Source organism: Legionella pneumophila subsp. pascullei, assembly GCF_900637585.1.
GTDB classification, from domain to species: Bacteria; Pseudomonadota; Gammaproteobacteria; order Legionellales; family Legionellaceae; genus Legionella; species Legionella pascullei.
In genome coordinates, this window is the sequence record NZ_LR134380.1 from 1068825 (window position 1) to 1092827 (window position 24003).

A 24003-nucleotide genomic window follows, 5' to 3' on the forward strand; every position below is an offset into this window, starting at 1 on the left:
TAATAGAGCTGGAGGAGAGGTTTAATTTCTTAACCCTGTTTTGAGTCAAAATGACACACAATTATTTGTCATGTGTTAATGGAAAACTTTGCTTTCAGGTTTGAGTCAATTTATTTTCAGATAATTGATTGTCCTAACCTTGCTAATCCATTCAGTTGCTTTTGATCAGGGTTATGGATAATTACTGCTGCTACAGATGGCAAATTTAGGAAAAATTCGGCTTCATTCCATTCAATTTCAGCAGGGAACAAATTTAATCCTGGCAAATATTTGCTGAGAGCATTACAAAATGCCAGATTGGCAGGGTATGGACGTACTTGTTTAAATCCAATATTCGCTGCCGCCATGGCTTCTGAAATAGTAGCCACACCTGGGAAATAACACATCGAATAAACACTTGCTGTTTGAGCAATAGCGGTTAAAAAGCCGGGGCTGGATGCAAAATATACACCCGCTTGATAGCATTGCTCTAGTTGTTGAGTATCAATTATGCCACCGGCCCCAATTTTTAGAGATGGGTATTGGGTTTTAATATTTACCAATAAATTGGTATCGGCTGAATTGATCTCTACCAAATCAAAATCGGAACTTGCAATTTGATCGAGCCTGTCAAATAAAAAATTATCGATATCCAGTGATATGATCACAGATTGATTACCTAACATTTTTTCAACAATCATGTTTATTCCGAAGATTCTGCAATAATCTTTCAATGTTAGAAGACTTGTTGATTGTTGGCAAGTATATTGATAAGAAAAACAACAATTTGTTTGATGATGATAGGGGATTTTTAGAGCACCCTGAATTATGATTTTCATATAATCCAGGGTAGGGAGATGATAGATAATTCAACCTTATGAGGTTTTGAATGGAGATAAAGAAGGAGTCGGGTTAAATCGTTGCTCAAGGACCTCATCTGTTTTGCTTCTTATAGAAGTAACACTGGGTTTAGTAGTGTCTACCCCATATTGTTCCAGAGTTTGCAGCATGCGTTGCATGGTTTGAAACGGAATTGATCCAGAGCGTGGTACTTCCTTGAGTAGTTCACCAGTAAAATAAGTACGTGCTTTTGGATCGGCAATTTTGATACTGAGAGCTAGAAGATCATTAAAGGTCACTTTAACGTCTTCATTTTTTCTCATTTCATCTATCTTCGTCTTGAAAAAAGTAGTCACTGACGCCAAGCTTGGGGTTGGTTTCGGTGAAACCGTTGTACTTCCTCCTGAAGGTGTTAAAACAGGTGATTCGGTATCTAAAGTTGGTTGGTTTAGTTGATTTAAAGCAGCTCCAACGGTAGATTGAAGTCTACTTAAATCATTGGCTATTTCCGTTTTTTCTTTTGCATGGTCTTCCAATTGTTGCTTCGTCTCTTCAATTCGTTCTTTATGAACGGTTGTTTCCAAGCCTTTATTATGATGTACTAATTTTTTCACTGTCATTGGTGTTTCATACTGAAGTCTATGAAAATCATGTTCAGCCTTTTTTTGTTTTTCCGGGCTATCTTTGATAGATTCCCAGTCTTCACCTTGTTTTAAAAGATAAAATTTGCCATCTTTTTCAAGTATTTTTTGTTCTTTATGGATAGGATAGAATTTACCACCTAAATTAAACAGTTGTTGATCTTTGCCTATCACGTAATGTGCATCATTTAATGAGTCCACTTTCTCCCCTTTCTCATTGAAAAAGGATTTTTCCCTTTTATGTACTGAGAGCATATCGTGCAGATTTGCCAATTTTAAATTTAAGCCATTATGCTTATGCAGTAATTTGGTAGCTTCCTCATTATCTTTTGGATCTGGGCTCATCACAAGATCGTTTATTTTTTCCAATTGTTTTTCCATTTCCAAACTAAGCTTATGAATTAGTGCCTCCATCTTGATGGCTGCGAGATCTTGTTTAGACTGGCTATAATCTTGTTGTGCTTTTTCTAACGCTGCGGGATCCTTTTTAATGGCATCCCATTGGCCTTTTTGTATGAGATAAAATTGACCTTCATGTTCTACTACTTCCTGGTTTTTATTAATGGCCAGTTGAGCGTCTTTTAATGAATTAACCGGTTTACCTTTTTCATTAACATAGGATTTTTCACCTGTATGAGCGTCATGCAATACTTGCAGGTTAGCCATCTTTGCTTTTATGTCTTGATGTTCACGCATTAAGGATTGAACAGTTTTCTCATCGCCTTTATGCTTTTCCATCAGTTGTGTGAGTTTCTCACTGTCTTTGTTGAATGCTTCCATTTTTTCTTTAATTTCGGAAAGTGATAACTCTTCAGAAGAAGTGAGAAGTTTATCAAACCCTTCCAGGTTTTCTTCATAAGTATTGTATTTGTCTTCAAGATCTTTGCCTTGACGTTCCAGTTTATCCAGCTTTTTCTCTAATTCTTCGCCTTTCTTAATATGTTCTTGGGCACGTTGAATAGCTTTCTCATATTCATCCAGCATTTTCTGAAATTCTTGATTGGCTTGTGAAGTGGATGACGTGGATTGTTGAGTTGGCTTGCTTGCTTTCTCAGCATTTTTTATGGCTTTTTCATTGTATTCGCGAATAACTTCTTTAACTTTTTCTGCAGCATGGGATTTTTTGGATAAATACCAAAGGAACAAAGCGGCCATTAATTGGCGTTTAAAAAGCTCATGAGCCATTCTGTCCTGTTGATTTTGCAAATTGATGTTTCTTTGCAAGGCCATTTGGGCACCTATCTCAGCCATTACGTCTTTACCTGCTGGAGATAAAAGAAACTTTTTCACTTGAACGGCATTTTTTAATCCTTCACGACCTAGGTTGATGGTGGAACCACGGTCTTCCTTAGCCTGTGGGTCAAGTAAACTGGATTCTATCCATTTCTCAAATGACGTTTTAAAGGGCTTGACTGGCTCATTGGGTTTAGGCTCTTTTTTACTGGTGGACATTGAGAGTTTGTCTTCTTTTTTATTATCTTCAACCCGCATTTTTTCAACAACAGTTTCCTTTTCCTTGGTTTTTACGGATTCGACACTCTCTTCTGATGTTTTAACTTGATGTGATTTTTTATCTTTTGCCATAAATAGGATCCTTAATCAATCGCCCCCAGTTATCTTATATTATACACAATATTGACCAATAAAACATCAGTTTATTCATGTTTTAACAAGATTATGCCATTTACAATCTTTGCCATCGTTAGTTTAAAATACGCTCATGATCAGTGCCGGCTTCTTTACTGGTTATTAATATTTCATCTTAGAAGCAAGTTTCATAATTTGCAAACAAAAAACCATGGCATTAATGTGATAAGTAATGAAAGTACTTAGATAGTCAGTGTATGTTTTTGAGGTATTGTGTCCGATGCTTGTGTGACGTCATGAAACAGGCCTGGAAAATTCGGTTGTTGGGATTCTTGATTGTCTCTGGCTTTATTGAGGGAATGACTTTCGTCCAGTAATAAATTACGTAGCAGGCAGTGACTGTCTGAATGGGGAATTAATTCGCAACGTCTGGGATCATTGAAATAGTATTGATTATCATGCACTGTTTTGTGTGCCAGTATATCCTCATCATGGAATGCCCATTGATATATTTTTCCTCGATTTATTTCTATTAAGGAAAGCAAATATTGTTTTAATTCACCTGCTTTGATATCTATGTGGTTACATAAGGTAGTCAGTCCATAAGCGCTTGCTGAGAACAAAATTCCTGCTGAGTGATCCCAAATCTGTCCAAAGTGATAAAGGATAGTGCCGGTAGAATAAGCAGTTAGTCGGGAAATTGGATTGATAACAGATAAACTTATTCTGATTGTTAGTGAAAGAGTATCTATTAGAGGGAGAATCAAAATATTTTTAATCAACTGAAGTGGGGGTAAAAAAATCAACCTTATGCTGTTAATGCCTAAGTTTGTGATTGGATTATTAGAGAAATTGCCAAATGGTGAAGTAAATCCATAAAGAGGGGAAAGTGTAAATTCAGATATGAAGTTATTTGTGGAGGGACGTTCTGCTATATCGATGAGTAATTTTCCAATAGCACTGAAATTACCTAATACCGACAGTGATTTGCGGAAAAAATTGGTAATTCCTCTAAAAGGGACGTGAATTAAAAGCGAACTGGCCTCAAGTAAAGGGATAGTTAAAATAGCTAAAATAAGATCAACACCTGCGGCCAATGTTTGTTTACCCAGTTGTTTTATCAATTTGCCACTTTTTTTCCAGCCGTTAATAAATCCATCAAAAAAACCATAGTAAAAACCTTCAAAAAAAGGTGCAACCAATAATTTTCCAATATTGATAATATTCTTGCAAAACCACTTGCAAGTCCCAAGGAACCAGTCATCACCCGGATGCATAATGGTGTCATAAATAGCCGCTCCTCCTTTACCGCCAAGAGCCGCGTAGTTGGTATAGGGGAAGTCGCCCATTTCATGTTGTAGTGAAGGAATCGCCTTTGTTAAACCATAACCAAGGCTAAGCGCTAAAGAAACAATGATAGCAATTTCTGCCGGATCCTCTTTCAGGACAGAGACCGCATCGACAAAAAACTTATCCAAATTACCACTAACCACCATACCTTGCCAGAGGGTTGCGGAGGCAGAAATAGCTTCTGAAGTTTTCCCATGATTCATTAAGCGAGCTAATTTTTGAACAGGCTCAATTCCATAAATCAAGCCGCTTAAGTGCAGCTTTTTTAAAATGTCAGTGAGAACATTGGGCGCAAGTACTGCGCCTGCGCCATAGACATAAGCTGCCATAGCAAGAGTTCCAATCATAGGGTTGCGTTCGCTAGTGTCTATAAAAAATCCTGCTAAATGACGTACTACATCCAAAGCTCTGTGTAAGGGATTTTCATAAGTATGCAAGGTAGGGGGATGATTCGCTCTTGCAATGACATAGGGGCTGTTGTTGATCTGATCACTAATGAATTCTTCCAAGGTTTGGCCATTCGCGAGGAGACCTTGATTTTGTAGGGCTTCATGCAGAGAGGTACGTTTAATTTTCTTGGATTTTGGATGTTGATCCATTTTTGAAAGATGTTGCTTCGGAGCATGAGTGGCATGCACATGATTAAAAAACTCTTCATGCAGGTCATGTACAATGAATTGACTCATACTTTTGTAAAAACCTTTAAAAAAATCAGGTATACGGGAAATAAAAGCCTTGAACCGTAGGCTGACTCTTTCAGGCAGGTAAAGATGTCTTTTGCTAATTTGACTTAAAATGTATAAATCCTCTCCATCTGGTAAAGGATAAAAGAGTTGATCATGAATAAAATATTTGAGATGAACCAGTTTATTTTCGAGTCTTAACAGGACAGTATTTTTTGTGGGCACAATAACCCAGTTACCATTAGGTAAGTGGCTTAGTAATCTTTTCGCTTCTTTTATACTGCTTACTTCAGCCTGTTGATCGGCCTTATCTACTAAATGGTTTACCATTGCAGCCAGATTGTTATAACCTCGTTGAGGAAGTCCTTTGAGTTTGTAGTAAGGCGTTATTTTGGTAATGGATACTCCATCAGAGCGTTTTTGTATTTCAGTTTTATGACCAGGTTTTATTGTGATTGCCAGATAATTAATCCAATCGTGACCGTCATGCCAGAGTTTACTAATGAATCGTTCCAGTTTTGCAAAACGATTGGCCGGGATATCGTTTAACGCTGGTGCAGGGCAGAGTTGGTATTGCTGGCAGATTACCCTAAGCGCATCGTCAAGATCTTTACTACTGTGCCCGATATGGATTTCACTATCCCAAACAAAACAAGGAGTAACCGGTTTTCCAAGCTGCGTCTTGGTCACTTTGGTAAAGTCCATTTGATCCTGGCGAGAAACAGAAAAGACCCGATTAAATCGATAATGCTGTGCTGTTTTGTGCGCATCATACAGCATATAACCAAAACTTCCTTCTGAAACAACAGGATTATTGGCGATCATTCGATTTTCATTCTGGCAGTGTTCAATTATGGAAATGACTTTTCTTCTTAATTCCTCTTGTCCAGCATGATCATGAGGTTTTAATTGTCTTTCTTTTTTCAAGAGATGGCTTAGGGAACGTATGCAAGCATTAGCCAGGTTAATTTTTTCTTGCTGCTCCGGACTTAGAGGTTTTTTATAGCTTTGAGCTTGAATTTTATAGCGGTTAACTTGATTTATGACATCGGCAACTAGTGAGGATAGCCTTTCTCCCGGAAGAGTTTTTAACAGTTCGGGGTTATGGGTGAAAAGCATCAGTTGAACTGTTTTCTTGTTGTGGTTGGCTATCAAGCGCAGTCTGTCTCCTCCAGGAAGGAGGTATTCCATATTATAATTACCATAAAATACTGTTCCAGCTTCGTGGCTGAAAATACTTCCGGTGATAGTTGGCATCGCTTTGTGTGTGTGCGGAGTAACTCTTAGTGGAATAATAACTTGAGTTTGGCCATCAGTAATTTCAAAATCAGGCATAAAGATTTATTTGGTTTAAAATAGGGTAAAAGGACACTGTCATTAATTTTTAGTGATTTTTTATCGCTTAAGTTGGTGGCTGAAAAAAAGTAAAGTCCACTTAAGCTAAAATAAAACAAAATCGTTTAATTTAATGCCATTAATGCACAGGGTACTCGAATTGGAACAGAAATAGCAAGTCTATTTAATGAAAAATTTGGTATCTCTGGAAGTTTTATGATATGGCTGTTAGAATGTTTTAAAAATAAACAGGAATCAAGATTAATGAGTAGTTATTGTGGCTATATTGCTTTAGTTGGCAGGCCAAATGTTGGCAAATCAACCTTATTGAATCGTATTTTGCAGCAAAAATTAAGTATTACCTCCAGAAAACCACAAACCACGCGCCATAGTATTTTAGGAATTCGTACAGCGGGTGAATTTCAGTTTGTTTATGTAGATACCCCAGGTATTCATCAGAGTAATACGAAAGCAATTAATCGCATGATGAATAAAACAGCGATTAGTGTATTACGTGATGTGGATGTGATTGCATTTCTGGTTGATGGAACGCATTGGAAAGATGAAGATGAGTATGTATTGAATTTAATCCAACAAGCTAAAGTTCCATGCATTCTGGTAGTTAACAAGGTGGACAAGATAACTGATAAAGCACAACTTTTGCCCTGGATAGAGCAAATAAGCCAGCGATATCAATTTGCAGCTATTATTCCTTTATCGGCGAAAACTGGTTTGCAGGTGGATGAATTGGAAGGCAAATTAAAGACTTATTTGCCAGAAGGACCTCATTTGTTTCCGGACGATCAATTCACTGACCGATCTACGAAATTTTTATGTGCCGAATTGCTTCGTGAAAAAATTTTCCGTTTTTGTGGACAAGAATTGCCTTATTCTGTAACAGTAGATATAGAATCATTTAAGGATGAGGGCAATTTAATTCGTATTCATGCCTTAATTTTAGTAGATAAGGATAATCACAAGCGCATGATCATTGGGGATAAGGGTCAAAAATTAAAAGAAATGGCAACCAATGCCCGCTTGGACATGGAAAAAATGTTAGATAAAAAGGTTTTTTTACAATGCTGGTGTAAAGTAAAGTCAGGCTGGTCTGATGATGAGAGAATACTGAAGCAATTGGGATATGACCACTAAATCGCTGAATGCCTGGGTGATTCATAAGCAATGGTCTGGAGATACCAGTGCCAGACTAAAGCTTTTTACTAAAGAACTGGGATTAATTAGTTGCCTTTGCAAGGGCGGGCGAACTCCGAAGAAACAGTCGTTACTTCAGGCTTTTATTCCTCTATGGATTAGTATTGAAGAGCGGTATGATCAATATTACGCACGAAACATTGAAAGTACTTCTTCCAGATTGGATCTTGAGGGACATTCTCTTTTTTCAGGCCTGTACATCAATGAGTTGCTCTATTATACGCTGAGTCCGGATTTTCCTGATCCGGATTTATTTGATGCTTATTTGTTCACCTTAAATGGTATAGCCCTGGCTAGAGAAAGAGAGGTAATAGAAGCTTTGCTGCGTCGCTTTGAATGGTCTTTGCTTAAGGCTTGTGGATACACCTTTTCATTTCTTCATGAAGCGCGAACGGGAGAGTTAATTGTCCCCGGTTCTCGTTACCAATTTGTAGCTGGAGAGGGATTTATTTTAGGTGGCGATAAAAAAATACTGGGTGAACATTTGCTTGCTATTGCAGCAGATAATTTAAGTGAAGCAGCCTATCTAAAATCAGCAAAATTCATTATGCGTCAGGCAATAGATCATCTTTTGGGGGGACGAGAAATCAAGGCCCGGGCCTTGTACGGACCAAGCTGAGATAGCGGTATGAGCCTTAAATATTTCTTTGCATCAAATCAGTTTAGACTTTATTCGAACTCTATTATGTGATGTTGGGACGGGATAGATTCTCGATTTCTGCCTCAGGATTTTGTTCCTGGATTTTAATAAATCCAATCTGTGCTTTCAAAGTACCCTTAGGATTAAGCTTATTACCCAATGAAGCGGCAAGATTATCTAATCTATCAACCAAAGTGTTTGAAGTAGTGTAATTACCTGCATCAATTTCCTTAACAATGTCATCAACCACTTTGACATGGTGTCTATTCCAATGAAAGGTGAAAATTCGTTTGAATTTGGCCCACCAGGTGTTTCCCCCTTTAGTATAATCATCTAGGACAGCTCTAATAGCATGAATTTTTTTGTATTCCATATCATCTCTGTGGAGCTGATGGCGAGGGTTATTCATAATCTCTTGAAAAGCATTTCGCCATAATTCATGATAAGCAGCAAAATTTCTGGGGATTGTCGCAGAAACAGGTCTTCGTGTATTAGGACGTTGGTTCTCTGCGCGTACTTCTTGCCTGTCAGTTCGCGCAGGTGTACCAGTATAGGGGGTTAGCTGGCCTGTTCGAGTGGAAGTAAGACTCTCGTCAAGAGCTGACTGATAATTCACTGTGGCGGGAAAAAGGCTGCGATTATAAGCAAATTGCTCTTTGGGAACTGCCAAGGCTTGTTCAGGAGGATGTCCCATGCCAACGGCCCAAGGATCAACGATTAATGTTCCCATTGGAAACGTCTCAGCGGTTAATTGTTGTGGAGGTTGAGGGAGTCTGCTTCCTTTAGGAACGAGCAAGGTAATGTTATGTAGATACCGTCCATTACTGTACATACTTCCTATAACAGCAACATCATACTGAGCTCTTATTTGCGGATCATCTAACAATACTCCTGCAGCATGGTAAGCAAAATTGCTGCATTCGGAGACACGAACTGCCTCACCATCAATTTTAAAACTTGATTTTTTATTTCTTTGCTGAGCAAATTTAATATATTCCTGAGCTGATTTAGGAGTTAAGAGTTGTGGAACTCCCCATTGACTAAAAGGTGGTGTTCTGGATAAGGGGTTTGTACTGTATTTTTGGTATCTTTGTCCGCTAGCTATGCCTTCAGGAGTCCGAGCAAGGCAGTGTGGAAAATTCCCAATGTCAGCAACAACAAATTTTTGATATTGTTCTTGCTTCAGTCTCTCTTGTATCTGTTGGGGGGCAATAGCCATAAATTACTCCAATAACTGATTTGAGCTTGTTGTGGCGGTTATTTCTTAACCATGATTTCTTTAAATTAAATATAGCACCCTTCTTATAGGGTTGATTAAAAATTAACCTTTTGGGTTGTTGTTTTTACTTAATATTCATCATGATAATCATGCTTTCATGATTAATTCGGTGCTTTATTTAAGTCTTTATCGCTTTCTGGTGTCTCTTGACAATTTGACATACAACTGAGAAAAGTAAATTTTTGCAAAAACTTAAATACACTATGGGGACTTGCGAATTTCTTAGAATGATTTAGTTCATCTGTTTCTTGCACTTCAATCGGATTACCGATTAAATCGAGGTCCGTTATCCTGGCATTGGTTTCAAGTATTTTTTTACCTTTTGCTGTAATTTGGTTACCGCCGAGATGAAGAACACTTAGAGAAGTATTGTTAGCAAAATGAGGTGTTGCTTTATCGCTTATCGCGTTTTTTCCCAGAATAAGTAAAGTAAGTTGATTTTTTTGGGCTAATTCAATAGCTCCAACATCAGAGATATCGCAAGCACTTGCAATCAGTTCTTTCAGGTTTATGCTGGCTGCTAATGCTATCGCCCCCTCATCTTCCAGACTATTGAAGCAGAGATCGATTTTTTTAAGATTGGATTGAGCAAGATAGCCTGCCCCTACTTTGGTAATCTTATTATAAAGTGCATAGAGGGTTATCAGTTTTGCGTTGGTAGCTAAAGCCTTAATTCCATCGTCACCAATGTTGTTAAAACTCACATCTAAAGTAGTAATGTGACTATCTTCTGATAACGATTGAGCACCTTCCTGGCCAATATTATTATGACTAATGTTAAGGAATGAAACCGATGTTTTATTAACAAAAAGCTTTACACCGCTGGCTGTAATATCATTATGCGATAGGTCAAGACTGGTTATGGCAGGATGATTCTGAAGAAATTCGCATAGCAGAGGGATGTCATTATCTGTAAGATTTAAAAAGGATAGTGTGAGTTGATTATGATTTTTATCATAGCCTTTTTCTAACTCCGATAATGTTAACATCCTACACCATGTTCAATTATAATTAAAATTGTTTAATATTTTACTTAAATCAGAGAAAGTTATCAAGATTTATATTCACCTTATGATGATTTAGGGAAATGTGATCTGCGCCTATTATTCAGATATCAGTTTGACTTCAATATCATAATTTCTTTAAAGTGGTAGTGAAAAAGTAAAGTATAGAAAGTATGGTTAAATGCTTTACGTGGTAACGTTTAAACGGATTGAAACAAGGTAACGTGAATGGCAGTTTGTTAAGAACTGCATTATACTCTTCATTTTATATTTTTTGGTGCAAAATGAATAAAGAGTTATTGTTAGGTGTTAATATTGATCATATAGCAACCCTACGGCAAGCACGCGGAACTCGTTACCCTGATCCCGTGCAGGCAGCAATGGATGCTGAAGAAGCAGGGGCAGATGGAATCACTTTGCATATGCGCGAGGACTTACGGCATATTCAGGCACGTGATGTCCGATTGATTAAACAGGTTCTGCAAACACGTATGAATCTTGAGTTGGCGGTTACAGAAGCCATGCTGGATTTTGCTGAGGAAATTTCTCCTGAGCATGCTTGTTTAGTGCCCGAAAAACGGGAAGAATTAACTACAGAAGGTGGATTGGATATTTTGACTCACCGGAAAGTGGTGGAAAGGGCAGTGCGTCGCTTACAATTAATAGGAAGTGAGGTTTCTTTATTTATTGACCCGGATAAAGAGCAAATAAAAGCAGCCGTTGATGTTGGTGCACCGGTTATCGAATTGCACACAGGCTGTTATGCTGATGCCACTTCAGAGGAAAAACGGCATTATGAATTACAACGAATTAAAGAGGCGGCTGAATTTGCCGCCAGTTTGAATTTGGTAGTGAATGCCGGTCATGGGTTGCACTATCATAATGTTAAACCAATTGCAGCAATTAAAGAGTTAAATGAACTTAACATAGGACATGCCATTATTGCCAGAGCTTTATTTTGTGGATTAAAAGAGGCAGTAAGACACATGCGCCAATTAATGCAGGAAGCGAGACTTTATGTCAACAACTGATGTCATTGTTATCCGTATCACTGGCGATTCTGGTGACGGAGTACAATTGGTAGGGGAACAGTTAACCATTAGTGCGGCTCTGACAGGACGTGATGTGCGGACTATGCCTGATTTCCCAGCGGAAATACGAGCTCCTGCTGGAACTGTAGCCGGCGTCTCGGGGTTTCAGTTGGCGATGGCGGAAAGAGCTATTTTTACTGCTGGAGAGTCATTGGATGTTTTGGTGGCTTTAAATCCTGCCGCATTAAAAAACTCGCTTCAACATTTGAACCAAGGCGGTTTATTGATCATTAATGAGGACAGTTTTCAGGAAAGAGATTGGCAAAAAGCAGGTATCGATAAGAGCTTCCTGGATAATTGCCGAGAACATTATCACATTGTGGCTTTCCCATTAATTACTCAAACGGTACAGGCAGTTGAATCAATTAACCTTACAAAGCCACAGGCTGTCAAAACCAAGAATTTTTATATCTTAGGTTTGGTTTTATGGTTGTTTGACTTGTCCACAGACACTTGCCAGACTTTTATCGCAAAAAAATTCAAAACAAATCAGGCTATAGCCAAAGCTAATGAATTGGCTTTGTTAGCAGGATACAATTATGCCATGACTTTGGAGCTCGCCCGTCGCGATTATATGCTGGGGGAGGTCAACAGACAGTCAGGTGAGTACAGGCAAATCACTGGAGTTGAAGCAGTAGGGTTAGCTCTGGCAACCCTGGCTACTCAAACTCAAATTCCTTTGTTGGTGTCAGGTTATCCTATAACACCAGCTTCTGCTATTTTACATGAATGTGCTCGATTATCTGATTATGGTGTTCAGTTAATACAAGCTGAAGATGAAATTGCCGCCATTTGCTCTTGCATAGGTGCTGCTTATGGTGGTCGTTTGGCTCTGACCTGTACTTCAGGACCTGGCCTTGATTTAAAATGTGAAAGTCTTGGCCTGGCTGTAGTGACAGAGCTGCCCTTGGTGTTGGTGGATGTGCAAAGAGCAGGTGCTTCAACAGGATTGCCTACAAAAACCAGCCAGAGTGATTTAAAGCAAGCTTTGTACGGTCGCCATGGTGAGGCTCCTTTACCAGTGATTGCAGCTCAATCTCCTGCTGATTGTTTTAATACAATTATTGAAGCGTTCAGGATAGCCATCAAGTACATGACTCCGGTTATTGTCTTACTTGACGCCTATTTGGCGAATGCGGCGGAACCCTGGGAAATTCCTGCTTTGGATTCGCTTAACATGCCAAAACTTGAGTTTAATCGTTTTACCAAACCTTATCATCGGGATGAATTTTTAAGTCGAAGCTGGAATGTTCCAGGTACTTCAGGCTTTATTCATCAAATTGGAGGCTTGGAAAAACAAGGCGATGAAGGACGAGTAAGTTATGATGCGGAGAATCATCAAAAAATGGTGACTACGCGTGCTGAGAAAATAAAGGGTATTGCAAGAGATTATCCTGCCTTGGTTGTTGAGGGTGAGACTACTGCTTCCATGCTTGTTATAGGTTGGGGTAGTACTTTTGGCAGTTTAAAGTCTGCTGTGCAACAGTGTCTTGAACAGGGATTACCGCTTGCCTATCTGCATCTGCGCCATCTTAACCCTTTGCCTGATGATTTGGGCTCTTTACTGAAAAAGTATGACAAGGTATTGGTTGCTGAATTAAATTCTGGCCAATTATGTCAACTCATCCGGGCAGTTTATCTGGTCGATGCCCAATCGATTAGCCAATCCAATGGTCAACCTTTTAGTGTTAATCATTTGGTAAGTGCCATTAAAGCGGAAGCCAACTATGAACAGCAATTATAAACGTGAAGATTTTGTCAATGAAACAGAAGTTCGCTGGTGTCCAGGCTGTGGTGATTATGCCATTTTGGCTGCTTTGCAAAGAGTACTTCCTGAGTTAGGCTTGCCTCCTGAGCAACATGTCTTTGTCTCAGGCATAGGTTGTGCAGGACGGCTTCCCTATTATATGAACACTTATGGATTTCATACTATCCATGGTAGGGCTACAGCAGTAGCAACTGGTTTAAAGGCGATGCGAGAGGATTTATGTGTCTGGGTTATCACTGGAGATGGGGATGCACTAAGTATAGGCGGCAATCACTTGCTGCATATTTTAAGGCGTAATGTCAATGTCAATATCCTTCTGTTTAATAATCAGGTTTATGGATTAACCAAGGGGCAATTTTCACCAACTTCTCAGAAGGGACAAGTGACTAAAACATCACCCAAAGGAGTGACAAGCGAGCCAATTAATCCAATCATGATCGCGTTGGCTTCCGGAGCCAGTTTTGTAGCCAGAGCAGTTGATAAAGATCCTGTCCATTTGGCTTCAGTGCTTAAAAAGGCTTATGAGCATAAGGGATGCTCTTTTGTTGAAATATATCAAGATTGCAATATTTTTAATCATGGTGCTTTTGATGATTTTGCAGTTAAAAGTAACCGGGCTGAAAACACCATCATATTAGAGGATGGTCAACCACTTATGTTTGGCGCTCAAAAAGAAAAAGCGCTACAGTTGGATGGTGAGCAATTTGTTCAAGTTTCAATTGAGGAAAAAACACTTTATAAGCATGATGAGAAAAATGTAATTAGTGCCATGCGGTTAGCGCGATTGACGTTCCCTGATTACCCAGTGCCTCTGGGAGTCTATTATCAAAAGGAACGCGAGCTTTTTACTCTGAATCAGGAAGTAAAGAAAAAACCGGAAGATTTGCCAGAACTTTTTAAAGCCAAGGCAAGTTGGAAACAAAGTTAATTTCATATCGATTGATAATACCTCTGGATTTTACATTCTAATTATTAGTAACTGCTCACGCGGTATGAGAGTTTTTCTGCTTGCAAGCCTATTCATTTGAGTTGTCTTTCGCCTTCGCCGGAAAAGACAGAGGACTGCATATACCTGAATTACATACCCCGTGAACCGTTACAATTGAATGGCAGAGGTTGTCCCAGTTAATTACTTTAGTACTTTATAGATAAATTGCCTTGTACCTGATCAGCGCCTCCATGTTGAAATGTTCTGTCACATTTCACACTTAACAATTGATCGATAAAAAAATCCCGGCATACAGCCGGGACTCAGGTAGAGGAGACGATATTGATTAGTCGCGACCTGAAAAAGCGCTTAACAGGTTCAGCAGGCTAACAAATAAATTATAAATGGAAACAAACAAACCAATTGTTGCCATGATGTAATTGGTTTCTCCTTCATGAATAATGGCGCTGGTTTGTAACAGAATCAGTCCAGATGAAATCAGTACAAAAGCAGCAGAAATCACCAATTGCAAGGCTGGTATTTGTATGAATATTCCAGCGATCATCGCCAATAAGGCAACCATAACACCAACAAACAGGAACCCTCCCAGGTAGCTAAAATCTTTTTTCGTTGTAAGAGCATATCCTGATAGAGCAAAAAAGATCATTCCTGTGCCACCTAAAGCAGTTGCGACTATTTGCGGGCCATTTGAAAAGCCTGTTATGTAATAGTTAAGTAATGGGCCAATGGTGTATCCTAAAAACCCTGTAAAAGCAAAGACACTTACCAATCCCCAAACGCTATTTCTTAGGGCTTGAGTTAGAAACATCAAACCATAAACGCCAACTATCATTAATAGTGGATTCATTGGGCGAGCTCCACTAATAAAGGCAAAATAGGCAGTTAATGCGCTAAATATGAAGGTTAAACTTAGCAGTAAATACGTGTTGCGCAATACCTTATTGGTTGCGAGCACAGATTCTCTTTGTTGACCAAGTATGGTGATATCATTTCGGTTCATTGTTCAGAACTCCAGTTATTTATTATCAGTTTAGCATATCTATGGCCAAATTTCCTATTTTTCAAGCCGCATCACTTGAAAATTATGTAATAAAATTTACATATAGACCTGTAGACAATTTATTATTAAAGCGAAAGGGCTGTCATGTCAATTTTGTTTTGGGCTTATGTCTAACGATATAGTAAGATGAAAATTATGAATGTCATTTAGGAAAAAGGATGAATCGAGTAGCGCTTATACAAATGGTATCATCAGCCAAAATAGCAGATAATTTACAACTCATCGAACAATATTTAATTCAAGCCAGGGAACAGGAAGCCAGTTTGGTTGTACTACCTGAGAATTTTGCTTTCATGGGGATGAATGAGCGAGAGAAGTTGCACATTGCCGAACATTATGGTCAAGGTCCTATACAACAAAAAATGAGTGAGCTGGCGAGAGATCTAAGGTTATGGATAATTGCGGGAACAATCCCCTTGAAAAGTATGGGTTCAAAGGTAAAAGCAAGTTGTATAGTTTATGATGATGAAGGCTTAAATGTTGCCCGCTATGATAAAATCCATTTATTTGATGTTAGAGTTTCTGAACAGGAAAAACACCAGGAATCGTTAACCATAGAAGCAGGAACAGATATAGCGCTTGTGGATACCCCAGTGGGGAAAGTTGGGTTAACTGTCTGTTATGACTTACGTTTCCCGGAATTGTACCAATATTTAATGCAAAGAGGCGCACAATTATTTTCAGTTCCCTCTGCTTTTACTGCGATAACTGGAGCTGCGCATTGGGAGGTTTTACTCAGAGCAAGAGCAATCGAAAACTTATGTTATGTATTAGCTCCCAATCAGGGTGGAATTCATGAAAATGGGCGTCATACTTACGGACATAGTATGGTGGTGGAACCATGGGGTAAGGTGTTGGCTCAAAAAGAAGAGGGGCAGGGAGTAATTCTCACAGATATTGATTTAGAGAGATTGTTGCAGTTGAGAAAACAATTTCCGTGTGTTGAACATCATGTTTTAATGTAAAAGGTATATAAATGATAAAATCTCTTGCGATAGCGAAAAATATTTTATTGACACCAGCTTCCCTGGATGAAGTCGGCATAGAAAAATTATTCAAGACCATGTTTAATCGTAACGTCGATGATGCTGATCTTTATTTCCAAAGTTGTAGTTATGAATCCTGGTATCTGGAAGATTCAGAGGTTAAAAGCGGTAATTTTTCTCTGGATAAGGGGGTAGGGATAAGGGCTGTAAGCGGTGATAAAACCGGCTTTGCCTATTGTGATGATATCTTGCTGCCTTCCATGCTTCGTGCTGCTGATGCAGCTCGTTCCATAGCCCTTTCTGGTTCAAAAACAGTACCTGCCGTCAAGGTATTAAAGGCTCCTGTAAATCGATATGACAATTTAAATCCTTTGGAAGGAATGAGTAAACAGGAAAAAATCGCTTTATTGGAAGCCATTGACAAAGAAGCGCGTAGTCTTGATCCCCGGGTGATACAGGTTAATGCTTCCTTAACTGGTTGCTATGAAGTAGTGATGGTTGCCAATATGAACGGGCAGATGATGGCTGATGTAAGGCCATTGGTTAGCATTAATGTCAGTGTTATTGTTGAAGACAGTCATGGTAGAAGAGAATCGGCACGATCGGGCGGTGGTGGACGAGTAGCCTATTCCTATTTTACCGAGAAGGAAAATGCATTGAGTTATGCGCGTGAAGCTGTACGGGAAGCATTAACCAATTTGCAAGCGGAACCTGCTCCTGCCGGAACTATGCCAGTTGTTTTGGGCCCAGGATGGCCAGGGGTACTTCTTCATGAAGCCGTTGGACATGGTTTAGAGGGTGATTTTAACCGCAAAGGATTATCCGCTTTTTCAGGTAGATTGGGTCAGCAGGTTGCTGCTGCGGGCGTTACAGTAGTAGACGATGGTACTTTAGAGAGTCGACGTGGTTCTCTGACTATAGACGATGAAGGGACGCCTTCACAATGCACCACTTTAATTGATAATGGAATTTTAGTGAATTATATGCAGGACAAGTTGAATGCCAAACTTATGGGAATGCAATCAACAGGTAATTGTCGCCGTGAATCCTATGCTCATGTTCCTATGCCGAGAATGACCAATACTTATATGCTGGCAGGGCAGTATGACCCTCAGGAAATTATCCGGACTGTAAAGAAAGGATTGTATGCAGTGAATTTTGGAGGTGGGCAAGTTGATATTACCTCAGGCCAGTTTGTGTTTTCTGCGAGTGAGGCTTATTTAATAGAGAATGGCAAGATTACAAAACCTGTGAAAGGTGCCACTTTGATTGGCAATGGTCCTGATGTGATGAAAAAAATAAGCATGATTGGTAATGACTTGGCATTGGATAGAGGGATTGGTGTGTGTGGCAAAGAAGGACAGTCTGTTCCTGTTGGCGTAGGACAACCTACCTTGAAAATTGATGCTTTGACGGTTGGCGGGACCAAGTAAGAAAATACCAGTTTGGCATTGTACTTCATTTGATTTTTGGATTTAGTGACCTCCCATGCCAAACAACAGGAAGTGGATTAATTTAATGAGAGCGTAACCAACTATTTACAGGAGTTATTCTTGACAGATCAATACCCTAAAATTGGTTTGGCTTTAGGAAGTGGATCAGCACGAGGCTGGGCTCATATCGGCGTAATTAAAATGCTCAAGCGATTGGGGGTAAGGATTGATTGTGTCGCAGGATGTTCAATAGGCGCATTGGTTGGCGCTATTTATGCCTGTGACACTTTAGACCTGTTTGAACAATGGGTGTTAAAGCTTAATAAAAGAGAAATGGCTAAACTCATTGATGTGAGTTTTTCAGGTGGCGGAGTTATCTCTGGCAGTAAGTTGATGACTTTTTTCAAGGATTTTGGCCTTGAAAAAAATATTGAGGAGCTCCCGTTAACTTTTAGTTCAGTTGCTACTGATTTGAGTACAGGACGTGAGATATGGCTCAGTAAAGGTTCTCTTGAGCTTGCAATTCGCTCATCCATGTCTTTACCTGGTTTATTTACCCCACAGCATTATAAGGATTGCTGGTTAGTCGATGGAGGTTTAGTTAATCCCGTCCCTATTACGTTGTGTCGAGCTATGGGGGCAGATGTTGTAATCGCTGTCAATTTAAATCATGATTTGTTAAGAGTACCTCCAAGCACAACAGAACACCCGGGTTTTTTTTCAGTTCTTTCAGGTCAGTTTGATAAAATGATAAAAAAAATAATGGGAATCAGTGATGGGCCTGGATATTATGATGTCTTGACCAGAAGCATCAAAATAATGCAGGACCGGATAACACGGGCAAGAGCGGCAGGTGATCCTGCTGATTTGACTTTGGTTCCTCAATTAGGAAACATCATGCTTTACGATTTTCATAAAGCAAAAGAGGCGATTTATGAGGGTGAAAATTGTGTTTTGCGAGAAAAAAGTAATATTTTACAACTAGTTGGTCTAGAATAGTAGTTAAACAAGCTTAAGGAAGAGCCATGCAAAAAGAATCCAATTCCAATTCATTATTTGACTTACTGTTGAAAAATGAAAGAAATGCGGCAGATCGAGTGTATTTAAGACAACCAAAAAATGGAGTTTGGCATGAATACACCTGGTCGGCAGTCATGCTGCAGGCCAGAAAAGTAGCTGGTTTTTTACACCATCTGGGGTTAAAAAAAGGCGACCACATTTCCATCATTTCCAAGAATTGCGCAGAATGGTTTATCACAGATTTTGGAATTCATATTGCTGGCATGGTCAACGTTCCACTATTTGCCAATCAAAATGAGGAAAGTGCGCATTATGTTTTAGAGCACGGGGATGTGAAACTGGTTTTTGTGGGCAAACTGGATGATCATCAGCGAGTCAGACAGTTTATCCCTAAGAGTTATCGCACAATTGGTTTTGATTACCATAAAGATTTGCAGGTCGATTACGAATGGTCTGATGTTCTGAAAAGTGAACCTATGATTAACCTGGTGGAACCAGAGCCAGATGCATTATACACCATTATTTATTCATCCGGGACTTCAGGGGCGCCTAAAGGGGCTATGTATACTAATCAATCCATAGCCAATTATTTGACAGTTTTCCCCAAAGACTTACTTAGAATAAGAGAATTGGAACATTATAAATTAATATCCTATCTTCCCTTGGCTCATGTCTATGAACGCTCTGCAATCCAATTAGGCAGTGTTACCATTAATGCAACGGTATCTTTTGTTGAAAGTCTGGAGAAATTTGCAGAGAACTTAAGAGAAGTCAGTCCCACCTTTTTTACTGCAGTTCCACGCATTTGGGGGGTATTTAAGCAAAAAATCGAACAAAAATTGCCACCAGCCAAATTGAATTTGTTATTAAAAATTCCTCTTATATCCAGTTTGATAAAAAGAAAAATCATTCATAGTTTAGGATTAAGTGAGTGTACTAATTGTTTTAGCGGAGCATCTCATCTGCCAATATCCATCATTGATTTTTTTGAAAAACTGGGAATTTATATTCAGGAAGGATATGGTCAATCTGAGAACTTGGCTTATGCTACCTTATCGATGTTAAATGAGAGAAAACGTGGTTACGTAGGTACTCCAAGGTTGGAAGTTGAGATAAAAGTAGGCGAAGAGAATGAGTTGCTTATGAAATGCCCTTGCCTAATGACAGGTTATTATAAAAATGAACAAGCGACTAAAAATGCTTTTACAGAAGAGGGTTGGTTGCGAACTGGTGATGTCGTTGATGTTGATCATGAAGACAGAGTTAAAATATTAGGCAGACTTTCTGAGAACTTTAAAAATCAGACAGGGGAATTCATTGCCCCTTCACCAATAGAAAAACTGTTTTCAGTGAATCCTATGTTAGAACAACTGTGCCTGGTGGGTAGAGAGTTACCTAGTAACGTTTTGTTGGTCACCTTGAATGAAGGAGTGCGTTTGGCTATGCCAAAAGAGGAAATTACTCACTCATTGCAGGAAACATTAAAGCAAGTCAATTCCAGGCTGGTTAAATACGAAAAAGTCAGTCACATCCTTGTGCTAAAAGATGCCTGGACTACTGAAAACGATAAATTAACTCCTACATTGAAAGTAAAGAGAAGGGTAGTTGAAAAGGATTATGCTGATTTAATCCAAAAGGCACTACAGCAATCTCAGTCAATCGTTTGGGAGTGAGGAGACAGTTTATTTAATAAAGAACTGATTTCAAATATTCGTTCCTCTGATGACGTACTGTCTAAAGTAAAACGCAGACGTTGCGGTCCTTCCATTTGATAGCGTTTGGCGTGTACTTGTATGAGGCTGATTAGTGTTCCTGGGTCAATCGATGGTTTTTCACTAAAATCCAATTTACCTTGTTGAGCACTGGCACTTATTTTTTGAATGCCGAGCTGTTCTGCTTTTAATTTTAATTCAGTAATCAAAAACAGATGTTTAACTGGTTGGGGGAGTAAACCAAACCGGTCTATCAGTTCTATTTGTAGTTCTCTAAGTTGTTGAGGGGTTTTTGCATTAGCAATTCTTTTATACATTATGAGTCTATTGTGTATATCACCTATGTAATCTTCAGGAATGATCGCACTAATTCTCAAGTCAATTTCTGGCCCTTGATGCATGGGTGCTGATAATTCCGGAGTTTTGCCCGCCTTTAAATCATTAACGGCGCGGTCAAGCATTTCCATAAATAAATTAAATCCTATGGCATGCATATTACCACTTTGCTCTTCACCAAGGAGTTCTCCTGCTCCACGAATTTCCAGGTCGTGAGTTGCCAAGGTGAATCCTGCTCCCAAATCTTCTAGAGACACAATGGCTTCAAGGCGTTTCACTGCGTCTGGCGTTAATAGTTTTTCATTTGGAGTTAACAAGTAAGCGTAGGCTTGGTGATGAGAGCGTCCAACGCGGCCACGTAATTGATGGAGCTGGGCTAATCCAAATTTATCCGCGCGATCAATAATAATAGTATTGGCTGTAGGAATATCGATCCCTGTTTCAATGATCGTTGTGCAAACCAGGACATTAAATCGGTGATGATAAAAATCAGACATGATGCGCTCTAATTGCCTTTCCCGCATTTGCCCATGTGCGCTTTGAATTTTTGCTTCGGGCACTAAAGCTTCCAGATCCTGGCAAACTCTCTCTATCGTTTGGACATTATTGTGCAGGTAAAATACTTGTCCTCCCCTTAATATTTCACGCAGTATGGCTTCTCGTATGGTGAGATCATTTTTTTCTTGCCAAAATGTTTTAATCGCCAAACGCTTGGCTGGTGGTGTTGCAATAAGTGAAATATCTCTGATTCCTGCCATGGCCATGTTCAAGGTTCTGGGAATTGGGGTAGCAGTCATGGATAAAATATCAACATGAGTGCGTAGCGATTTAATATGTTCCTTCTGTTTCACTCCAAATCGATGCTCTTCATCAATAATCAATAATCCCAGATTTTTGAAAGAAATGTTGTTTTGGAATAATTTATGGGTTCCAATCACAATATCTACTTTACCTGATTGTAATGCGGCAAGGACTGCTTCGGACTCTTTATTACTGCGAAAGCGTGATAATAATTCAATGTTAACCGGAAACTCTGCAAATCTATCACGAAATGACTCAAAATGTTGTCCTGCAAGCAGTGTGGTTGGAGCAAGGATACAGACTTGTTTTCCATTTTGTACCGCTACGAAGGCAGCACGCATGGCGACTTCTGTTTTACCAAATCCTACATCACCACAGATTAGGCGATCCATCGGTCTTGGCGATTGCATGTCCTTAATAATTTGTTCAATTGCCTGAAGTTGATCTGGGGTTTCTGTGAAGGGGAAGCCACTGGCGAATTTTATATATTCGGATTGATTGAAATCATATTGGTGTCCTGGTTGAGCTTCCCTTTTAGCATAGAGATCCAATAATTCAATAGCAACATCATGAATTTTCTCGGCTGCTTTCTTTTTTTCCTTTTGCCATTGATCAGAACCCAGTTTATGCAAAGGGGCATGCTCACTATCAACACCAGTGTAGCGGCTTATCATATGCAGAGAAGTGACCGGCACGTAGATTTTGTCATCACCTGCATAAGCAAGGACCAGGAATTCACTGGGGGTACCATTGGAGTCAATGTATTGCAACCCTTGATAGCGTCCCACGCCAAATTGAAGATGTACCACCGGAGCGCCTAATCGGAGTTCGGCCATATCTCGTATGATTAAATCTGGGTCAACTGATTTTTGAGTACTTCGGCGTTGGGGGGTGCTTTGTTCACCAAATAATTGCGATTCGACAATGATGACAATTTGTCTGTCCGTTAATTCACAGCCATAAATCAATGGGCCAGTAGTTATGTTGATAGAGGACTCATCCTGAATGAAGTCTAACCAGGAGTTTTGTACTTTTGGAATAATATGACTTGATTTAAGGAGATCCAGTAATACTTCGCGACGCCCGGCGCTTTCAACGACAATAAGATAGCGGCGGGTTGGATCAGAACAGTATTCACTTAATTGATGCAATGGTTCAGTATTTTTTCTGTCAATGGGTAGTTGCGGAGCTTTGGAGATATTGAAATTTAAGGCGCCTTTTTTTTCTGAAGGTTTATGACACAGGCGTACTTGTTCATAATGGTTTGCTTTGGTTAATAACTCGGTCGGATTAATAAAGCAATGATCTGGAGGTAATATAGGACGGCTGACATCATAACGCCGTTGTTCATAGCGCTCATTTAATTCTCGCCAGAATTTCTCAGCATTCTCCTGGATTTCTTCAATTAAACAAATTTTGGCATTGGTTGGTAGATAATCAAAAAAGGTAACCGTTTTATCAAAAAATAAGGGCAGGTAATATTCTATGCCAGATGGAAATTGACTGTTACTAATTGCTTCGTATATTGGGCAATTACTCGGATTTCCAGGAAAAGACTCTCTGAAAGCTCGTCGGAAGTGTAATTGACTTTGTTCATTTAATGGGAATTCACGAGCGGGTAACAAATGGATTTGATTGATTTTTTCTATCGTGCGTTGTGTTTCCGGATCAAATTCTCTGAGGCTTTCAATTTCATCATCAAATAGCTCAATACGAAAGGGCAAGCCACTACCCATAGGATACACGTCAATAATGGAGCCGCGGAGAGCGTATTCACCATGTTCAAGTACTTTATTAACACAATGGTATCCAGCTTGTTGCAATTGATTCCTGAAAGAAATCAGATCGAGCTTTTGTCCTTCTTTAAGCATTAAAGCGTATTGATTTAAAAATTCTGGTGGAGAAAGCCTATGCATTAAAGTGCTGGCTGAAGAAATGATGACGCCATTGGTAATTTGTTGAACTCTGCTTAATGTATAGAGTCTTTCTGAAATAATATCCTGATGAGGAGAGAACTGATCGTAAGGCAAGGTTTCCCAGTCGGGGAAAAATAATAATTCCTGGGCACTTTGGTTTGGATTCAGAAAAAATTGTAACTCATCCTGCAACTGACTGGCACATAGATTGTCTTGCGTAATAAGTAATTTGATCCCGGGTGTATGTTGGCAATATTCGGCTAAAGCCAGTGCCAGACTGCTACCATAGAGTTGTCCCCAAATTTGTTTGTTTTTTGTGGGTTGGTAAAGTAGCGTTTTTGTGTTCATTGGAATTTTATAATTAAAACTGAAAACCGCTTA

Annotated in this window: 16 protein-coding genes; 9 read left to right on the forward strand and 7 right to left on the reverse strand. The window is 39.3% G+C overall.

Annotated elements, in window-relative coordinates; translation table 11 throughout:
• Positions 1-116 precede the first annotated feature (116 nt).
• The 3 genes from EL201_RS04930 to EL201_RS04940 form a co-directional block, all read right to left on the reverse strand.
• Positions 117-680, reverse strand: a complete 564-nt coding sequence (locus tag EL201_RS04930) for a multidrug DMT transporter permease (RefSeq protein ID WP_027221276.1) — start codon at positions 678-680, stop codon at positions 117-119.
• 174 nt (positions 681-854) lie between these two features.
• Positions 855-3044, reverse strand: coding sequence for a hypothetical protein (locus EL201_RS04935; protein ID WP_027221277.1), 2190 nt, complete (start codon positions 3042-3044; stop codon positions 855-857).
• Positions 3045-3289: 245 nt separating this feature from the next.
• Positions 3290-6415, reverse strand: a complete 3126-nt coding sequence (locus tag EL201_RS04940; protein WP_027221278.1) for a hypothetical protein — start codon at positions 6413-6415, stop codon at positions 3290-3292.
• Between the two features lie 216 nt (positions 6416-6631).
• Between EL201_RS04940 and era the strand changes: the two genes are divergently transcribed.
• The gene (era, locus tag EL201_RS04945; RefSeq protein WP_027221279.1) at positions 6632-7567 is read left to right on the forward strand and encodes a GTPase Era; all 936 of its coding nucleotides are present in this window, start codon (positions 6632-6634) and stop codon (positions 7565-7567) included.
• Positions 7557-8246 (forward strand): DNA repair protein RecO, encoded by a 690-nt coding sequence (gene recO / locus EL201_RS04950; protein WP_027221280.1) that lies wholly within the window; start codon positions 7557-7559, stop codon positions 8244-8246. The genes era and recO overlap by 11 nt, the downstream gene beginning before the upstream one ends.
• Positions 8247-8310: 64 nt before the next feature.
• On the opposite strand, the gene EL201_RS04955 is transcribed toward recO, so the two are convergent.
• Both EL201_RS04955 and EL201_RS04960 read right to left on the reverse strand, forming a co-directional pair.
• Complete coding sequence (locus EL201_RS04955; RefSeq protein WP_027221281.1) at positions 8311-9486, reverse strand: DUF5617 domain-containing protein; 1176 nt, start codon at positions 9484-9486, stop codon at positions 8311-8313.
• A gap of 161 nt (positions 9487-9647) precedes the next feature.
• Entirely contained in the window at positions 9648-10535 is an 888-nt protein-coding gene (locus EL201_RS04960) for a leucine-rich repeat domain-containing protein (protein ID WP_027221282.1), read from the reverse strand.
• A 299-nt stretch (positions 10536-10834) separates the two neighbouring features.
• On the opposite strand from EL201_RS04960, the gene pdxJ reads away from it, so the two are divergent.
• From pdxJ to EL201_RS04975, 3 genes are read left to right on the forward strand one after another with little or no spacing between them, the layout of a single operon-like run.
• On the forward strand, positions 10835-11581 hold the full coding sequence (gene pdxJ / locus EL201_RS04965; protein ID WP_027221283.1) for a pyridoxine 5'-phosphate synthase: 747 nt from the start codon (positions 10835-10837) through the stop codon (positions 11579-11581).
• A complete protein-coding gene (locus tag EL201_RS04970) occupies positions 11568-13385 on the forward strand; it encodes a 2-oxoacid:acceptor oxidoreductase subunit alpha (RefSeq protein ID WP_027221284.1) in 1818 nt (605 codons plus the stop codon). Before pdxJ ends, EL201_RS04970 begins: the two co-directional genes overlap by 14 nt.
• The gene (locus EL201_RS04975) at positions 13369-14337 is read left to right on the forward strand and encodes a 2-oxoacid:ferredoxin oxidoreductase subunit beta (RefSeq protein ID WP_027221285.1); all 969 of its coding nucleotides are present in this window, start codon (positions 13369-13371) and stop codon (positions 14335-14337) included. Before EL201_RS04970 ends, EL201_RS04975 begins: the two co-directional genes overlap by 17 nt.
• 346 nt (positions 14338-14683) lie before the next feature.
• Here EL201_RS04975 and EL201_RS04980 read toward each other — a convergent pair whose 3' ends face one another.
• Complete coding sequence (locus EL201_RS04980; RefSeq protein ID WP_027221286.1) at positions 14684-15358, reverse strand: Bax inhibitor-1/YccA family protein; 675 nt, start codon at positions 15356-15358, stop codon at positions 14684-14686.
• Between the two features lie 218 nt (positions 15359-15576).
• Here EL201_RS04980 and EL201_RS04985 point away from each other — a divergent pair, with 218 nt between their 5' ends.
• From EL201_RS04985 to EL201_RS05000, 4 genes are all read left to right on the forward strand, one after another.
• Positions 15577-16383 carry a carbon-nitrogen hydrolase family protein gene (locus EL201_RS04985; RefSeq protein WP_027221287.1) on the forward strand — a complete coding sequence of 269 codons (807 nt, stop codon included), beginning with the start codon at positions 15577-15579 and terminating at the stop codon, positions 16381-16383.
• 11 nt (positions 16384-16394) lie between these two features.
• A complete protein-coding gene (gene tldD, locus EL201_RS04990; protein WP_027221288.1) occupies positions 16395-17837 on the forward strand; it encodes a metalloprotease TldD in 1443 nt (480 codons plus the stop codon).
• 120 nt (positions 17838-17957) lie between these two features.
• Positions 17958-18836: a patatin-like phospholipase RssA gene (rssA, locus tag EL201_RS04995; protein ID WP_027221289.1), complete on the forward strand. Its 879-nt coding sequence runs from the start codon at positions 17958-17960 to the stop codon at positions 18834-18836.
• Between the two features lie 26 nt (positions 18837-18862).
• A complete protein-coding gene (locus EL201_RS05000; protein WP_027221290.1) occupies positions 18863-20530 on the forward strand; it encodes an AMP-binding protein in 1668 nt (555 codons plus the stop codon).
• Here EL201_RS05000 and mfd read toward each other — a convergent pair.
• On the reverse strand, positions 20509-23970 hold the full coding sequence (gene mfd, locus EL201_RS05005; RefSeq protein WP_027221291.1) for a transcription-repair coupling factor: 3462 nt from the start codon (positions 23968-23970) through the stop codon (positions 20509-20511). The genes EL201_RS05000 and mfd overlap by 22 nt on opposite strands.
• Positions 23971-24003 lie beyond the last annotated feature (33 nt).

What these genes read in the sequence shown, in the direction of transcription:
- EL201_RS04930 (WP_027221276.1), bottom strand. Translation starts at nt 680, where the DNA reads ATGATTGTTGAAAAAATGTTAGGTAATCAATCTGTGATCATATCACTG.
- EL201_RS04940 (WP_027221278.1), bottom strand. Translation starts at nt 6,415, where the DNA reads ATGCCTGATTTTGAAATTACTGATGGCCAAACTCAAGTTATTATTCCA.
- EL201_RS05000 (WP_027221290.1), top strand. Translation starts at nt 18,863, where the DNA reads ATGCAAAAAGAATCCAATTCCAATTCATTATTTGACTTACTGTTGAAA.
- pdxJ (WP_027221283.1), top strand. Translation starts at nt 10,835, where the DNA reads ATGAATAAAGAGTTATTGTTAGGTGTTAATATTGATCATATAGCAACC.
- recO (WP_027221280.1), top strand. Translation starts at nt 7,557, where the DNA reads ATGACCACTAAATCGCTGAATGCCTGGGTGATTCATAAGCAATGGTCT.
- EL201_RS04975 (WP_027221285.1), top strand. Translation starts at nt 13,369, where the DNA reads ATGAACAGCAATTATAAACGTGAAGATTTTGTCAATGAAACAGAAGTT.
- EL201_RS04985 (WP_027221287.1), top strand. Translation starts at nt 15,577, where the DNA reads ATGAATCGAGTAGCGCTTATACAAATGGTATCATCAGCCAAAATAGCA.
- EL201_RS04955 (WP_027221281.1), bottom strand. Translation starts at nt 9,486, where the DNA reads ATGGCTATTGCCCCCCAACAGATACAAGAGAGACTGAAGCAAGAACAA.
- tldD (WP_027221288.1), top strand. Translation starts at nt 16,395, where the DNA reads ATGATAAAATCTCTTGCGATAGCGAAAAATATTTTATTGACACCAGCT.
- EL201_RS04935 (WP_027221277.1), bottom strand. Translation starts at nt 3,044, where the DNA reads ATGGCAAAAGATAAAAAATCACATCAAGTTAAAACATCAGAAGAGAGT.
- EL201_RS04960 (WP_027221282.1), bottom strand. Translation starts at nt 10,535, where the DNA reads ATGTTAACATTATCGGAGTTAGAAAAAGGCTATGATAAAAATCATAAT.
- EL201_RS04980 (WP_027221286.1), bottom strand. Translation starts at nt 15,358, where the DNA reads ATGAACCGAAATGATATCACCATACTTGGTCAACAAAGAGAATCTGTG.
- era (WP_027221279.1), top strand. Translation starts at nt 6,632, where the DNA reads ATGATATGGCTGTTAGAATGTTTTAAAAATAAACAGGAATCAAGATTA.
- mfd (WP_027221291.1), bottom strand. Translation starts at nt 23,970, where the DNA reads ATGAACACAAAAACGCTACTTTACCAACCCACAAAAAACAAACAAATT.
- EL201_RS04970 (WP_027221284.1), top strand. Translation starts at nt 11,568, where the DNA reads ATGTCAACAACTGATGTCATTGTTATCCGTATCACTGGCGATTCTGGT.